This window comes from Nitrospirota bacterium (genome assembly GCA_030684575.1).
Lineage (GTDB): Bacteria > Nitrospirota > Nitrospiria > Nitrospirales > Nitrospiraceae > Palsa-1315.
The window spans coordinates 408,519-422,351 of sequence record JAUXVD010000008.1; the positions used below are offsets into that span (position 1 = coordinate 408,519).

At 59.5% G+C, this 13,833-nt stretch carries 18 protein-coding genes; all 18 read right to left on the bottom strand.

The window, feature by feature from the left end; genetic code table 11:
• Positions 1–12: 12 nt before the first annotated feature.
• Entirely contained in the window at positions 13–1,146 is a 1,134-nt protein-coding gene (locus Q8N00_05110) for an inorganic phosphate transporter (GenBank protein ID MDP2382163.1), read from the bottom strand.
• Positions 1,147–1,154: 8 nt separating this feature from the next.
• The gene (arsS, locus tag Q8N00_05115) at positions 1,155–2,195 is read right to left on the bottom strand and encodes an arsenosugar biosynthesis radical SAM protein ArsS (GenBank protein ID MDP2382164.1); all 1,041 of its coding nucleotides are present in this window, start codon (positions 2,193–2,195) and stop codon (positions 1,155–1,157) included.
• An 80-nt stretch (positions 2,196–2,275) separates the two neighbouring features.
• Positions 2,276–3,463: a methyltransferase domain-containing protein gene (locus tag Q8N00_05120; GenBank protein MDP2382165.1), complete on the bottom strand. Its 1,188-nt coding sequence runs from the start codon at positions 3,461–3,463 to the stop codon at positions 2,276–2,278.
• 205 nt (positions 3,464–3,668) lie between these two features.
• Positions 3,669–4,268 carry a cytochrome P460 family protein gene (locus tag Q8N00_05125; GenBank protein ID MDP2382166.1) on the bottom strand — a complete coding sequence of 200 codons (600 nt, stop codon included), beginning with the start codon at positions 4,266–4,268 and terminating at the stop codon, positions 3,669–3,671.
• Between the two features lie 306 nt (positions 4,269–4,574).
• On the bottom strand, positions 4,575–4,946 hold the full coding sequence (locus tag Q8N00_05130; protein MDP2382167.1) for a DUF2784 domain-containing protein: 372 nt from the start codon (positions 4,944–4,946) through the stop codon (positions 4,575–4,577).
• 4 nt (positions 4,947–4,950) lie between these two features.
• Positions 4,951–5,508 carry a DUF488 domain-containing protein gene (locus Q8N00_05135; GenBank protein MDP2382168.1) on the bottom strand — a complete coding sequence of 186 codons (558 nt, stop codon included), beginning with the start codon at positions 5,506–5,508 and terminating at the stop codon, positions 4,951–4,953.
• A 54-nt stretch (positions 5,509–5,562) separates the two neighbouring features.
• Entirely contained in the window at positions 5,563–6,021 is a 459-nt protein-coding gene (locus Q8N00_05140; GenBank protein MDP2382169.1) for a hypothetical protein, read from the bottom strand.
• A 144-nt stretch (positions 6,022–6,165) separates the two neighbouring features.
• Positions 6,166–6,477, bottom strand: coding sequence for a TfoX/Sxy family protein (locus Q8N00_05145; GenBank protein ID MDP2382170.1), 312 nt, complete (start codon positions 6,475–6,477; stop codon positions 6,166–6,168).
• An 8-nt stretch (positions 6,478–6,485) separates the two neighbouring features.
• Positions 6,486–7,346 carry a methyltransferase domain-containing protein gene (locus Q8N00_05150; GenBank protein ID MDP2382171.1) on the bottom strand — a complete coding sequence of 287 codons (861 nt, stop codon included), beginning with the start codon at positions 7,344–7,346 and terminating at the stop codon, positions 6,486–6,488.
• Between the two features lie 37 nt (positions 7,347–7,383).
• Positions 7,384–7,644, bottom strand: a complete 261-nt coding sequence (locus tag Q8N00_05155; protein ID MDP2382172.1) for a MoaD/ThiS family protein — start codon at positions 7,642–7,644, stop codon at positions 7,384–7,386.
• Positions 7,641–8,795 (bottom strand): glycosyl hydrolase, encoded by a 1,155-nt coding sequence (locus tag Q8N00_05160; GenBank protein MDP2382173.1) that lies wholly within the window; start codon positions 8,793–8,795, stop codon positions 7,641–7,643. The genes Q8N00_05155 and Q8N00_05160 overlap by 4 nt, the downstream gene beginning before the upstream one ends.
• A 20-nt stretch (positions 8,796–8,815) precedes the next feature.
• Positions 8,816–9,250, bottom strand: a complete 435-nt coding sequence (locus Q8N00_05165; protein ID MDP2382174.1) for a hypothetical protein — start codon at positions 9,248–9,250, stop codon at positions 8,816–8,818.
• A gap of 73 nt (positions 9,251–9,323) precedes the next feature.
• Positions 9,324–9,926 (bottom strand): DUF1579 domain-containing protein, encoded by a 603-nt coding sequence (locus tag Q8N00_05170; protein MDP2382175.1) that lies wholly within the window; start codon positions 9,924–9,926, stop codon positions 9,324–9,326.
• A 71-nt stretch (positions 9,927–9,997) separates the two neighbouring features.
• Complete coding sequence (locus Q8N00_05175; protein MDP2382176.1) at positions 9,998–10,357, bottom strand: DUF1428 domain-containing protein; 360 nt, start codon at positions 10,355–10,357, stop codon at positions 9,998–10,000.
• A 90-nt stretch (positions 10,358–10,447) separates the two neighbouring features.
• Entirely contained in the window at positions 10,448–10,876 is a 429-nt protein-coding gene (locus Q8N00_05180; GenBank protein MDP2382177.1) for a YciI family protein, read from the bottom strand.
• Between the two features lie 149 nt (positions 10,877–11,025).
• Entirely contained in the window at positions 11,026–12,456 is a 1,431-nt protein-coding gene (locus Q8N00_05185; GenBank protein ID MDP2382178.1) for an efflux transporter outer membrane subunit, read from the bottom strand.
• Positions 12,457–12,606: 150 nt separating this feature from the next.
• Positions 12,607–12,918 (bottom strand): hypothetical protein, encoded by a 312-nt coding sequence (locus Q8N00_05190; GenBank protein MDP2382179.1) that lies wholly within the window; start codon positions 12,916–12,918, stop codon positions 12,607–12,609.
• Between the two features lie 158 nt (positions 12,919–13,076).
• Positions 13,077–13,826, bottom strand: coding sequence for an MBL fold metallo-hydrolase (locus Q8N00_05195; GenBank protein ID MDP2382180.1), 750 nt, complete (start codon positions 13,824–13,826; stop codon positions 13,077–13,079).
• Positions 13,827–13,833: the final 7 nt, after the last annotated feature.

Here is a 13,833-nt window from a genome sequence, read left to right on the forward strand (position 1 = left end):
AGGGGAGCGATCCTAGAGCAGGTAAGTGAGGATGAGGTACACAAGGCTCGCTAGAAACGCTGAGGCCGGCAGCGTCACGACCCACGCCAGGACCATGTCACGTACGGTCGTCCAGCGGACGTTGTTCAGGCCCTTGAGCAGACCTATGCCGATAATGGCCGAACTGCTGACATGGGTCGTCGAGACCGGCAATCCCAGCGATCCCGAAAGGAGCACGAGCGAAGATGTGGTCAGGTTGGCGGATAGCCCCTCCGCATGGTCCATACGTGTGACCTTTTCGGCCAGGACTTTCGTCACCCGCAACCCTCCAAAGTAACTCCCCAGTCCCATCGCCACGGCGACTCCTCCGAACGCGGCCAGCTGAGACGAGGTGTTGGGCCATGCGGCGGTTGCGCTCCCGAGCAGAAGTATGGCCACAATTTTCGGCGCATCGTTCGTGCCGCGAGCGAACGATGCAAGTCCGCTCGAAAGCCAATGGATCGTATCGAGTCCCACAACCAATCCCTGCAATCCGGCACGGTCGCATTGCGACGGTACGGCCATGACCGGCTGACCGAAGCTGGAGGCCTGAAACAACGTTCTGGTGTCCCCGCGCACATCGATAGCCACTAATGCATGGGATGACGGCATCACGCATAGGCAGGAGCCTTCCCATTTCTTTGCGAGTGCGCGAATCGCTGGATGAAGCAGAATCGACAGGGTGAGGGCAAGAAATGGACTGAGCAATAAGGGAAGGGCGATCTTGTTTCCGATCGCGGACCAGATCAATCCTTCTCCGGCGAAGGCGAAGAAGCCGGTGCCGACGATGGCCCCGGTGAGCGCATGAGTCGTGGAGACAGGCAAGCCCGTGTGCGAGGCGAAGAGTACCCAGGCCATTGCTCCGGTCAAGACCGCCAATGTGGCAGCCGGTTCGATAATCGTGCCGGTCTGGACGAGGCCATGGCTGAAGGTCTTGACCATCGCCCCGGCGACAAGAGCAGCCGAAGCTGCGCCGACTACGGTCCAGGCAGTGCCCCAGGCGATAGCCGAGCGATAGTTCGTGACGCCGCTGCCCACTAAGGTCGCAATCGCTTTGGAGACATCGTTCGCGCCATTGGCAAACGCGAGGGCAAAGACGAGGGCAAAGGCGGGTAGGGCGATGTCCATTGGAGCCCTTAGGTGGTGACAGACCCGCCGCACGATGAGCCTGTTCCGGCGGTGCAGCCATAGCAATGGTTGCGGGTCGTGATCTGGCGCTGATTCAGCTGCACCGGATCGAAGTCGCGGATGTGGGCGGGCATGCCGTGGTCGACCGGCAGATCCAGCATCTGGTTGAAGTCGCAGTCGTAGAGTCTGCCATCCCAGCTGACTGAGATTGTATAGCGGCACATGACGCCGGCCGCGGCAGCAGGGTTGAAGGCGTTAGCGAGCCGCTCCATATACTGCTCATAATTTCCGCTCTCCACCAGAAACTCCAAGTATCGGCTCACCGGCATGTTGGTGATCGTGTAGAGATGGTTGAACTCGACGCCATGTTTGGCCCGGAGTTCTTTGCGAAACTGTGCCTCAATCGCTGCTTGTTTGGGCGGAAGAAAGGCTCCGACTGGATTGTAGACAAGGTTCAGGGCGAGGCCGCTGTCGGGCTGGCCATAGCCGAGCCGATTGAGCAGACGCAGTGCCTCGATCGATTTCTGAAAGATTCCGTCGCCCCGTTGGGCATCGGTTTGACTGGCCTGGTAGGAGGGGAGTGAGGCGATAATCTCGACCTGGTGGGCGGCCAGAAATTCGGCTAAGCCTGCCTGTGAAGGAATCAGCAGCACCGACAGATTGCAACGATCCAGTACATGCCGTCCGAGTGCGCGGGCCTGTTCGACCAGCCAGCGAAAGTTTGGGTTTAGTTCCGGTGCCCCCCCGGTGATATCGACCGTAGGAATATCGGTTTTGGCGAGCGCCTGCATGCAGAGCTCTGCCGTTTCTCGGGACATGCTCTCAGTCCGATCCGGTCCCGCATCTACATGGCAATGGCGGCAGGTCTGGTTGCAGAGTTTGCCGACGTTGACTTGAAAGACGGTGATTCCCGTGGCGCGAAGGGGGAGCAGCCCAATCCGATCGAGTTGCCGGTCGAAGGGCGGAGTGCTCGTGATGGTTCCGAGCCGCTTCAATTGTTCTGCGGGGGAGGCCAGGGGGCTCTGTTGTCCCAATAGGGTTAGCGCCATAGGGTTCTGCTTCACCATACCGAAGATCGTTTCTGGCCTGACGTATAGAGACGACGCCTGTGAGGGCTCCTCACGGAGTCTCAGCAGCAGCCTCCGTCAGGGGCGCAGGTAGTGGCGTCACCTGCCGCCGGTTCGCTGGCGCGATTGAGAATGGCGAAGTGCGAGCGATAGCCCTCCGTTTCGAGCACCCTGCGCGTCTTGGCGCAGACTTCGACCGGTTCGCCGCGCCGGAACAGGTGGTGGTCGTCATCGCAGGCTTCCAGGAACGGACCGGCCAGGAGCGCGAAATCGCCTGACCATAGGCACGGATCCTGTGAGGGAACCACGGAGGCCCAGCGAGGATCGGCCCGGTCCAGCCAGAGCGGAGTGGGCGAGAAGACAAACAAGGCGTCAAAAGGAGGCTGACTGAGGAGAAGGGCCAGGTCCGGCGTCAGTGGTTGAGGAATCCCGCGCAGGTAAGCCGTGCCCCGTTCATCTACCACTCGACTGAAGGGGCCGCGCAGCGTCGCATAACGCGGGGCGGCGGTCGGGAGTTGTGTTGGCAATTTGTAGCCGGTTAAGGTTACCGAGAAGAAATGGATACCGTCGATCCGCTGCCAGGGTGACGAGGTGATGAGATGAATGCCGACGAACCCCGCGTCGGTCATGCCTCCCATGTAGTCGGTGAGTGTGAGGGCGCCGGACAAACAATCGCCCCATTTTTTCGCATCGTGGATCAGGTACTGCGGGACGGGCTGGTCGGCCACGATATCGGAAACCGTGAATCGACCGCCTGGCTTGGCGACGCGGAACATCTCGCGGAACACCTTCCGCTTATCGGGCGCGAGGTTGATGACGCAATTGGAGATGATCAAGTCGACCGTATTCTCCGCCACCGGCATGGCGTCGGCCACCCCCTTCTTAAACTCGACATTGGAGGCGGGATAACCAAGGTTGGTGGCGACCACGACGGCGTTCTTGCGGGCGATCTCCAGCATCGTATCGGTCATATCGATGCCGATCACTCGGCCGGTCGGACCGACGAGGCGCGAGGCTTCAAAACAGTCGATGCCGCCCCCCGAGCCGATGTCCAGCACTGTTTCGCCGGGGCGTACCGTTTTCAGGCCGGCCGGTGTGCCGCATCCGTAGGAGATCTTGAGGACCTCTTCCGGGATAAAGGATTTGAGGTTCGCCATGTCGTAACTGGTCGGGCAACACATCTGTTCGCCCGTACTGGCGGCACGGGCATAACGCTCGCTGACTTTTTGTTCAATTTCGTCTAAAGGCATGGTGTCCTCACGGTCGGGTAGAGTGCGGTCCAAGTCTCCATGTATCAATACTCATGCATGTCCGTCAACTCCGGCATATCCGGGCAATTTGCTGAATGGCATGCCTTATGAGAGTCGGGTGGAAGAAATATTTCTTACAGGGAGATCTGAGAAAAGAAGGGGGGAGCAGTAGGGATCTCGCGGCTCCCCCCTTCCGAACGTCCGCCTACATCTTTCCGCGCTTCTCGAAGTACTCATCGTACCGATGCACAAAATCCTTCTGCGCTAACGGCATGTGGCAGGCGCGGCACTTCGTAAAGTCTTCCATCAGGGGTTTGCTGGCTGCGTCATAGGCGGCGTAGGCCCAATCGCCGTTTTTCAGATTGTCGGGGAGCTTGTCGCCCCAGCCCTGCTCCTTGCCCATCACGAACACCTTGGCCAGGTCGCCCTTCACCGGCTTCCCATCCATGCCGGTCGCCAGTTTGTCGCCATCCATCGTGGCCTTGTAGATTTCCATCACCATCACGGTCCCATTCGGGAAGGGTTGGCCTGCCGAGGTTCGGGCACCGGTTCGATTGATGTAGATGTCCCGCACCTGCTTAGCCTCGCCTTTTGGGATATCGCCCAGGAACTTGGGCCAGGACCTGTAGTCGGCGGGAAGGGCGACGGTGCCATCAGGGCCAGCAGGGGCCGCCATCAAGGGGGCCATTGTCGTCTTGGTATCGGCAGCCTTCATCTTGGAGTCGGACGACTCTGTCGTGTTGCAGCCGCCTATGACGAGCAGCAATCCGCTGAAGACAAGGGACGAGGCAAACTGTTTGTACATGGTGGACCTCCTATTGGTAGTGGTAGAGGGGCCCATGGAAAAGTGGGCCCCTATTCTTTCATCTCACTTTCCCTACGAAGCCCATCCCTATTTGGATGTCTGGTGTTGTGCAGGCCTATGTATGGACATAGGCCTGAACGCCAATGCCGCCTCCGCCGGATGAGAAGGCCATAGCCAAGCAGCCTGAACCGCTGTGCGTGATGATGAAAAAGACGATGATAGGGAAAAGACGAGCAGAGGGGCCGATGAAGACCTCGTCTTATGACAGTGGGGTTGCGGAGCAGCCATGCTCCGTTGTCCGTGCCGTCAAGGCCGTTGCTGCTGAGATCGACGCCACAACCATCCATATACCGAGAGATTGATGGTCAGGACGACGAGGCCGAACAGGAGTTGTCTGTCGCGAGTCAGGCCGTCTGGATACAAGGTCGACAACAGGTAGTGGGAGAGAAAGTCTTCGCGATAGCCCTGTTGGCCAGCCTGTCCGCGCAGCCAATTTTCCAGCGGCGTCAGCGGGCAGATCCAGCCGGTGAATTCGACGGTCGCCCCCCACAGCACTGCCGGCAGGTGTACCCAGGCAGCGCAGGGCCACTTCACCGTCAAGAATCCGCCGAATATCACGAAGAGGACAAATCCGGCATGTATGCACAGGGTCAGGTCTGCGAGCCATCCATACCACATGGCGTCAGAAGAGCCGGGGCGGAGCCAAGGGATCGGCCGGCTGAGGATAGACGATCCTGTCTCCGTCGATGACCGCGAATGTCGTCAGCCGATGTTCGTCGGCCTTGGCCGGCGAGAGGATATGTCTGACGGTCCAGCCTCTGATCGCCAGCGCATCGGCAATCAAGGATCGGTGACAGCGCCAAGGGACAGCTTCGGCACACATGATCGCAAGTGATCCTTGCCGGCCATGCGTCATCAGCGCTTCCAGTGCATCCCGGAATTCGTCCTGCTGCATATAGTCGGCATAGCCTCGAAAGCTGGCATTGCTCCATCCGTCGTTGATCGAATCCTTTCGGGCCTTTCGCAGTCCTCCAAGGGTCGGCATATGGAGATAGTTGAGACCTGAAGCTCTCAGGCTCTCAGCGAGGGCCTCCGTATTGAACTGCGGGTTGTGACGCGACCGAGGAACGGTTCGCACGTCGACGAGGAAATTGATGGTATGGGCATGGAGGAGATCGGTGAACTCACCGATCGGTCTGGTCGAATGGCCAATGGTCCAGATGGTCGGCGGGGCAGGCATCGCTCAGTGTGGCACAGCAAACGAGGAATCGCCATCAGCCGAATAAGTCGAGGCTCAATCCGGCGGCAATTTATCGGGGTCGATTTCAAGGAGTCGCAGTCGGCCATTGGTGATGTGTTCGGTCTTGTAGAGGCGGTCGCCCACCTGCATGGCTCCGACAAGCAGCGACCCGTTGACGACAAAGGTAAAGTCTCCCTTCGAGGGCGGCTTGAAGGTGCCGCGGAGCACGGCGGTATCATTGTTGCGGGAGATCGTGGAGCTGATATCCAGTTCCTGACTGGTCCCATCGAACAACTCGACGGTGATTCTGGGGAGGGGCCTGGCCCCGGCATCCTTTAAGACCTGGAGCAGGGGAAGGTCGAGCACAATTTCCCGATCGCGCAGGACCCAGGGCCTCCGCGGTGCCGGCTGATCGGTCGTGAGAGGAGTCAAGACCGTCTGCCATAAACTCTTCGGAGCCGGCCGTCCATCGGCCCAGGCGATCTGACAAAAGATTGCGCTCAGCATCGCCATGAAAAGAAGAGACCTGAATGGGTGGATCACAGGGTTGTTTCCTGGTGAAAGCGGTGCTGTCGATGCATGTCATTATATAGAGGGATCCGTCCCGGCGCGATCACTCAGAGTGGGAGCCGCTGGAGTCAGGAATGCGGTGGTTTGTTATCCCTGTGCGGCGTGAGAGGCCCAGGTGAGGAGATCCTCGGGCGCTTCTACGATATCGACCGGAACTTCGTAGTAATTCTTGAGCGTCTGAGTGGACGTGGGTGTGAAGGGCTTCATGCCCCGGTCGCGATAGTGCGGCATGGTCAACCGATCGGTTTTAAAGTAGAGCCGGCCCTTGTGGATGATCCCGAAGAACCGGTCTCCTTGGTAGAGTCCGTATCCACCGAACATGGCACGGGAGGTCAGTCCTGGCAGCCCGCTGAGTTGATCCAGGACGAAGTCTCGAAACCCGTCGTGTTTTGGTGCCATGGTGTCGGTCAGCGGGGTTTGCGTGCTGCGACGATCCGCACGGCAAGGGGGAATACAATGCGATGACCCTCCTGGTATGGGGTCACGGCTTGGGTGATGAGGCGTCTCACCTCTTGGGTCTGTGCCGGCGAGAGTCGTGCCATGAGATTCTGAATCGGCGCGGCGATGTCCATGAGGCTCGTATAGTACTCATCGGCTGACGCATAGGACCATTCCGCGAGGAACTCCTGGTCTGTCACATCGATCAATCCGGCCTGCTGGAGCATCCCCGCCAGATCGTCTGGCTTTGCGAGCCTGAAGATGCCTGGCGCAGTGGGGTCCGGCGGCGGCAGCTCGATGACCTGCTTGATGGCCATCATCGAGAGGCCGATCGACGGATTCTTCTCCGGCGCCGACCAGACAGCGGCTGCGACCCAGCCTCCCGGCTTGAGCACGCGCGCGATCTCTGTCGCGGCTTTGGGAATTTCCGGCAAAAACATCAGGCAGAAGCGACTCGTCACTGCGTCGAAGGCGTGAGCCTCGAAGGGTAGGCTCGTCACGTCGCCGGTTTGAAAGGTCATATTCGCCAGCCCAAGCGCTGTCGCTTTGCGCCTCGCGGCAGCGAGCATCTGCTCGGCGAGATCCATCCCGATGACCTGGCCTGTTGGTCCAACGGTTTGTGCGCCTAGTATTGCGGGATAGCCGGTGCCGGAACCCAAGTCGAGCATCTGCATGCCCGCTCGCAGCCTGGCATCGGCCACGAGACGATGGTTCAGACAGGCTAGCTGCTCGTCAAAGAACCGGTCCCACTTCTCCCAGCCGCCGGCGACACGGTTCCAATCCTGACGTTGGCCCTCGATGAGTTGCTGCGCGGTCGGTTGTGGAGCCATGGGTTACCTCTCTCCCTGTGACGAATGACGGTCTGGTTTATCCGCCGCTGAGCGCGCAGACGATGGAGATCCGATCCTCAGGCTGCAGCGGCGCGGTCAGGTGTGATCGCTGTTGGTCGTTCACGAAAATTCTGATGTGCGGCCTGATCGTGTCCTGCTCCGTGATGATGCGGAATCTGATGCCAGGATAGCGCTGATCCAATGCCGACACTAGTTCAGCCAGCGTCCGGCCGCCAGCCTCCACCTCACCCTGTTGCTGCGTATAGGACCGCAAGGCGCTGGGGATATGGATCGTCATCGTCCGAGGGCAGCCGCTTCGACCGAATAGATTTCAGGCAGATGCCTGGCAATGCAGGTCCAGGTTGCCCCCTCGTTTCGGCTGGCCCAAATCTCACCGCTGGTGGTGCCCAGATAGAGGCCGACGGGGTCATGGGCATCGCGGCTCATCGCCTGACGCTTCACCGTCCACCAGGCGTTTGACTTCGGGAAGCCTTTGTCTTGGCGCGTCCAACTCTTGCCGGCGTTCTTGGTCGTAAATGCGGCGGGTTTGCCGCCGGGACTCACGCGCGGCCAGACCGTCGAACCGTCCATGGGAAAGACCCAGGCCTGGTCCGCATTGCGCGGGTGCACCACCATGGGGAATCCGATATCGCCGATTTTTTTCGGCATGTTTGTGCCGATCCGCACCCAGGTGTCGGACGGCCGATCGAGCCGGTAGATGCCGCAATGGTTCTGCTGATAGAGCCGGTCCGGATTGCTGGGACAGAGCCGGACGCAATGGGGATCGTGGACGGTGACCGTCGAGGCGTCAAATCCTTCGACGACGTCCAGTCCCTTGATGAGCGGCACAAATCTGTTCCCGCCATCGACTGATTCATGCACCCCGCCTCCGGACATGGCGAAGTAGAGGTGCCTGGGGTCGCGTGGATCGACGATAATCGAGTGTAGCTTCGGGCCGTCCGGCGTCCCGTCCTGCACCGTGCCCATCCACTCGCGGTATTGCGGATCGTCGTTGATCGAGGAAAACGGTTTCCACGTGACCCCTCCGTCATCGGAGCGGAAGAGGCCTTGCGGGGATGTTCCGGCGTACCAGGCATTCAGTTCGTTCGCGTGACAGGGCGTCAGCCAGAAGGTGTGACCGACAGAGCGACCGTTCTGGCCTTCGGGAACCTTGGGAAAGGCCGGCGGGGCCGGCGATTCCTTCCAGGTTTTCCCGGCGTTGGTGGACCGATACAGCGTCGGTCCCAGATGCCCTGTGCTGGCCGCCATCAAGATCGTGCGACGATCCCGCGGGTCGGCGACGATGTGATGGATGATGTGACCGAGGAACATGGGCGCTGAGAGCTTCCACGTCCGCCTTGTCCGGTCGCTGGTGACGGTGAATGCGCCTTTTCTGGTGCCAATCAGCAGGGTGACGGCCCCGCTCTCTGTTGTGACAGTCGATGTCATCACCGGCCTCCGTTGTCGGATTACTTCAGGGTCTGCAAGGTCTCTCGCAGTTCTTTCAGCTCGGTGCTCAGGAGATCCAGATGCTGGTCCCGCTGCGGTTGCTCGTCTTTGAACTTCCAGAGCCGCCCGAATATGGCGCCGAGTTCTTTTTTGTGCGTCTTGGCCAGGTCGTATGCCGGCGTTTTCGACTGTGCCTCGGTCACTCCACAGAACGAGTCCATCAAGGCATGGAGTTGGTTATGGAGGTCATCGAAGGCTGTGTCGACGCCCTTGCCGCCCTTGGCCTTGCCCGCCGTGGCTTCCATCATGTTCGTGAGGTTGATCATCGTTTCCACCCCGCTGGCTCCCTTCGCCTGCGTCGCGTAGTCGCCCGCACGGGGATAAAATAAATAGCTGCAGCCACTGAGCCCGGTCAGCATCAGTGCCAATGCCAACATGCCAATCATTCGTTGCATGAGAAGCCTCCTTAGGTAAACGTGTAAGGTCTCTAGTCAAGCATGTCGGTCTACCCAGGTCAATGCTGCGGCATCACGGTTTCCTGGAATAGACGATTTCGAGGAACTTCATTTCCTTGCCACCATGGCCATGCGTCCCGTACATCTCGAATGTTTGGTTGTTGGCGTCCTGGATCTTCCAGACCGCGCGATGGGACATCTTGCCGCCGCCCGGCTCTGGGTGCGACCCTTTCAGCGTGATGGTCTTGCCGTCGATGCTTGCCGAGCCTTCCATCATGAAAATCCCCGTGCCCATCGTATCGATCCAGGCCGTGACGTACTTCTTCGTCACATTGTCGTAGCCGTCGATCCCGATGCCGGAGAAGGGTTGGCCCATCATGTGGCTGTTGTATTCCTGATACAGAAAGCGCCCGTCGAGCAGCATTTTCATTTCAGCGGTGCCGGTGGATTCCGTCGGCGGCTTGCCCGGCTCCATCCATTCCTTGGTGCTGGTCGTCCAACTGCCGGCTAGGGTTGCGAACAGCTTGTGCGGCTCGCCTGGTGCGGCCATTTGCTTCCACACTTCCATCATCGCCTCTGGGTCCATCGGCTTCTCCGGCTTCTTATCCTTAGCCAGAGCCACCGGACTCATCAGCAGGACGCAGAAAGTTGCGAGAATCAGGTTTTTAAGATGCATGGGTTCCTCCTTGAATTAGGTTGCAGAATTTTTCGAGTGGCACGGCTGTTGCCAACCTGTATACGAATCACTCACGCTTGCACAAAAACATTGAACCCGCCACAGGCCATTCGCTTGGGATCGAAGGGCATCGACTTTTCATTGCACATACCGGCGAGACGAGGGTCCTTGTGAACCTTTGCGTTGACGCGATCGCGATGCGCGCGCGACTTGAATACGATCCATGCGAATATAATCGTCTCATCAGGCTTCGCCTTGGCTAAGCGAGTGAACGGAACTCCGAATGTGACCTTGAGATCCTCCCCGGAACATTCCCGGTACTCCAGCGCACCGTGCTCGCGCCAGATCTTCGCGGCCATCTGCGCCATTCGGCGATAGGCTGCCAGATTCTTTTTCGGAATCGGTAAAACATATCCATCGACGTACTGCATCTGAGCCCTCCTTTGTGGTTGTCGTATCAATGACGCATCGTTGGCGACCAGTAAAGTAGAATATTCACAAGTTGTCCGCCGCGATCACTCCTATTTTTTCTCATCCATCTTGGCGCGTAGGCGCTCCTCTTGTTTCCTGAGCTCTGGCGTGAACTCAGCGCCGAAGTCGTCCGCCTCGAACACTTGGCGGATCTCGATTTCGGATTCCTCGCCAGGCATCGGGTTGGGGCAACGCTTGACCCATTCGATGGCTTCTTCCTTCGACTTGCACTGCCAGAGCCAGAAGCCCGCGATCAACTCCTTCGTTTCGGCGAAGGGACCATCGATCACCGTCCGCTTGTTTCCTGAGAATTTCACGCGTGCGCCGTTCGAACTTGCGTGAAGCCCCTCGCCCGCAAGCATCACGCCGGCTTTCACCAGCTCTTCGTTGTACGTTCCCATCTCGGCCAGGAGTTGTTCTCCCGGCATGACGCCCGCTTCCGAGTTTTTGGTGGCTTTGACGATAATCATGAAACGCATGGGACTCACTCCTTGGTTTGATTGCGATGAGCCGGGTTTCTCGTAGGTGTTCTCCCGCCAGACCAGACTCTACTTATTAGTCGAAAGGAGTACCTCAAAATCGACAAGGACGCAACCGATTGATATGGTTGCGCTTATCGTAATCCGTTTCAGGAGGGTCTTGTGTGAGCCGGTGCTAAGGAGGGTGAGACTGCCTCGTAGGCATGCCAGCCCCCGCCTAGCGCTTTATACAGTTGTACGACTGAGACGAGCTGCAGCCGATGAGTGCTGGCCAGCGCGAGTTCCGCTTCGAAGAGGCTGCGTTGAGCCACGAGGACATCGAGATAGTTGGCGAGCCCACCCTTATATCGGAGGCTGGCAAGTTGCAGGGCAGACCGCAGGGCCTCCACCTGTTCCGCCTGCGCGGCTCGTTGCTCACGTGCCGTCTTGACGGCCACGAGTGCGTCTTCCACTTCCCGAAAGGCCACGAGTATCGTTTGCTCATACTGAGCGAGCAGCTCGCGCGCCTGTGCCTCGGCTGCCTCTTGCTGGAAGCCCAGGATCTGGGCATTCAGCAATGGACCAGCCACACCGAGACCCACGACGCCAAAGGAGGTCTCGTTGGCCACCAGTCTGGACAATTGTGGACTGGCCACTCCGAGAATCCCCGTGATGCTGAGTTTCGGAAAGCGGTCCGCCTTCGCCACGCCGATTCTCGCTGTGGCTGCCGCCAAGCCCTGCTCTGCCTGCACCACGTCCGGTCGGCGCTGCAGCAACTCCGACGGGAGGCCGGGCGGCACGTCCGGTGGCATCACCTGTTCGGTTAGAGACTGTCCCCGCGCAATGCGGCCGGGATTTCGCCCGAGCAACAGGCTGAGCTGATTTTCTTTTTGTACTTTCTGCCGTTCCAATTCAGCCAGACGCGCCACCGCGTTGGCCCGTTCAGCCACGAACTGATCCGCGTCGATTTTCGTTACCACTCCCTGGCGTACCCGCGCCTGCGCGATCTTGACCGAGTCCTCCCACGATCGCAGCGTTCGCGTCGCGATGTCCCGCTGCCGATCGAGCTGCAGCAGGTCAAAGTACGATTCCGCGACTCCGCTCACAAGCTGCAGGATCGTGGCGCGTCGCGCTTCCTCACGGGCCAGGAGGTCGCCGCGTGCCGCCTCGTTGGATCGGCGGATGCGACCCCAGATGTCCAGTTCCCAGGAGAGATTGCCCTGGAGATAATAGTTGAAGGCGTTGGGGAAACCGGGGAAGAGAAACTCCGCTTTCCGTCCGAACGAAGGAGCATTGGCTACGAGATCGGCGTTGGGCGCAAAATCCATCTTCGTGATGAACAGACGCGCCTGAAACTCTTCGACCGAAGCCACGGCCCGCTTGAGGTCTTTGTTCTCTCCCAGTGCCACCTTGATGAGCCGCTGGAGCTCTTTGTCCTGTAGGAGATCCCACCAGGGCAGGTTGGCAAATGACGTGGCCTCCTGCTCGGCGTCAGCCATCCTGAACGAGGCCGGGGTGGACATATCCGGGCGGGAATAGTCCGGGCCCACCGCGCAAGCCGCGAGGGACAAGAGCCCTATCAGTAGTATGAGTATGCGCATGTCAGTCACGTCCTTCCTCTCGCACCCTGTTCTGCTCCTCATGGCCTGATTTCGACCGGACTCGCACAGGGGGCTTCTTTCACGTCAGGGAATTGAATACCAACCGCGCCAGCAATAGGATCGAAGCCCGTCTCCGCGTGACGACATGGCTTAGGGTATCCGGCCTTGATGCCCGTTCGATCGCTTCCCGGGATTCGAGGCCGTGATCTGACGCACCAGGCAATTGTTCAAGCAGCCGGCCGCTTGCAGTTGCGCTCCCTCCTGCCAGAGCCGGCGGAGCAGCGCCTGTCCCGAATGGTCCACGAAGGTGACGCCCGTGAAATTCACCACGGCACCGCGTCTCCTCTCCTTCGCGATCGTGCGCCAACAGTCCCGTAGCTCCTGCACCCAGGGGCCGGCGAGTCGCCCCTCGACGATGAGGGTGACGGATTTCGTCTCTTGATGGGTCGTGATCTTCAACATCTCCCCATCTCCCCAGGTGAGCCGTTCAAGGAGAAGTCTATGCGGATCCCGGACATACCGGTATGTGTGCAAGTCATGCAGTGACCGAAGATCCGTGAGACGAGCATCGCCGACCGAACCATCCCGCGCGTCGGGGTGAAGGTGTGAGCGGGTACCATTCACCGGACCTGTCCTGTGCCGGGTCCGAGCACTTCCCGCATAGTGACGGCCAGGTCGCGGAGCGCCTGCTCACCGTTCCCCACGAAGGTGGAACCATGCATGAGCGCCAATTGTTTTGGCCGAAGATCCGCCAATCCCTGCAGAATCGGATCGGTCAGCGCGGTGTAGGGATAGGCGTTCGCAAACGGCCCTTGCTGACTCTTGATCAATCCCAGCCTTGCGCGGTCGACGATGTCCGATTCCGTGATCGCCTCGACATCCCCTTCATGGGTGAAGAGATCCGAGCAGAGCAACGTGCGCGTGACTTCCTCGAACAGCAGGCTCGCTTCCCAGCCATGCGGCACATGGGGCGTGTGGCGAAAACGAAACCGATATCGGCCGGTTCTCAGGACCTCTTCCTGCTCGAGTATGCGAGCCGGGCGGACGGAGAAATCGTTCACGCTGACGAGGGCGGCAACCCGGCCGCACAGCGGTTCGGCCCGTGGCGCCAGGGCCAGCCATTCGTTCAGCGCGCCGCATTCGTCCGCCTCGAAATGACTGAACGAAATCCAGCGGATGGTCCCTGGGTCTATGATGCGCGCGACCGCATCCATCACCAGCGGGAACATCTGCTTCATCCCGGTGTGGAACAACAGAGGCTCGTCATCCTTGATCAGGTAGTGATTGAACCGGAGATTGAATTCCGGCACATAGGCCGAGATCACATAGTGATCTGGCGCAATTTCCGTTACTCTGGCCCTATCCATCATCGCCCCT

What these genes read in the sequence shown, in the direction of transcription:
- Q8N00_05110 (MDP2382163.1), bottom strand. Translation starts at nt 1,146, where the DNA reads ATGGACATCGCCCTACCCGCCTTTGCCCTCGTCTTTGCCCTCGCGTTT.
- arsS (MDP2382164.1), bottom strand. Translation starts at nt 2,195, where the DNA reads ATGGCGCTAACCCTATTGGGACAACAGAGCCCCCTGGCCTCCCCCGCA.
- Q8N00_05120 (MDP2382165.1), bottom strand. Translation starts at nt 3,463, where the DNA reads ATGCCTTTAGACGAAATTGAACAAAAAGTCAGCGAGCGTTATGCCCGT.
- Q8N00_05125 (MDP2382166.1), bottom strand. Translation starts at nt 4,268, where the DNA reads ATGTACAAACAGTTTGCCTCGTCCCTTGTCTTCAGCGGATTGCTGCTC.
- Q8N00_05130 (MDP2382167.1), bottom strand. Translation starts at nt 4,946, where the DNA reads ATGTGGTATGGATGGCTCGCAGACCTGACCCTGTGCATACATGCCGGA.
- Q8N00_05135 (MDP2382168.1), bottom strand. Translation starts at nt 5,508, where the DNA reads ATGCCTGCCCCGCCGACCATCTGGACCATTGGCCATTCGACCAGACCG.
- Q8N00_05140 (MDP2382169.1), bottom strand. Translation starts at nt 6,021, where the DNA reads ATGGCGATGCTGAGCGCAATCTTTTGTCAGATCGCCTGGGCCGATGGA.
- Q8N00_05145 (MDP2382170.1), bottom strand. Translation starts at nt 6,477, where the DNA reads ATGGCACCAAAACACGACGGGTTTCGAGACTTCGTCCTGGATCAACTC.
- Q8N00_05150 (MDP2382171.1), bottom strand. Translation starts at nt 7,346, where the DNA reads ATGGCTCCACAACCGACCGCGCAGCAACTCATCGAGGGCCAACGTCAG.
- Q8N00_05155 (MDP2382172.1), bottom strand. Translation starts at nt 7,644, where the DNA reads ATGACGATCCATATCCCCAGCGCCTTGCGGTCCTATACGCAGCAACAG.
- Q8N00_05160 (MDP2382173.1), bottom strand. Translation starts at nt 8,795, where the DNA reads ATGACATCGACTGTCACAACAGAGAGCGGGGCCGTCACCCTGCTGATT.
- Q8N00_05165 (MDP2382174.1), bottom strand. Translation starts at nt 9,250, where the DNA reads ATGCAACGAATGATTGGCATGTTGGCATTGGCACTGATGCTGACCGGG.
- Q8N00_05170 (MDP2382175.1), bottom strand. Translation starts at nt 9,926, where the DNA reads ATGCATCTTAAAAACCTGATTCTCGCAACTTTCTGCGTCCTGCTGATG.
- Q8N00_05175 (MDP2382176.1), bottom strand. Translation starts at nt 10,357, where the DNA reads ATGCAGTACGTCGATGGATATGTTTTACCGATTCCGAAAAAGAATCTG.
- Q8N00_05180 (MDP2382177.1), bottom strand. Translation starts at nt 10,876, where the DNA reads ATGCGTTTCATGATTATCGTCAAAGCCACCAAAAACTCGGAAGCGGGC.
- Q8N00_05185 (MDP2382178.1), bottom strand. Translation starts at nt 12,456, where the DNA reads ATGCGCATACTCATACTACTGATAGGGCTCTTGTCCCTCGCGGCTTGC.
- Q8N00_05190 (MDP2382179.1), bottom strand. Translation starts at nt 12,918, where the DNA reads ATGTTGAAGATCACGACCCATCAAGAGACGAAATCCGTCACCCTCATC.
- Q8N00_05195 (MDP2382180.1), bottom strand. Translation starts at nt 13,826, where the DNA reads ATGATGGATAGGGCCAGAGTAACGGAAATTGCGCCAGATCACTATGTG.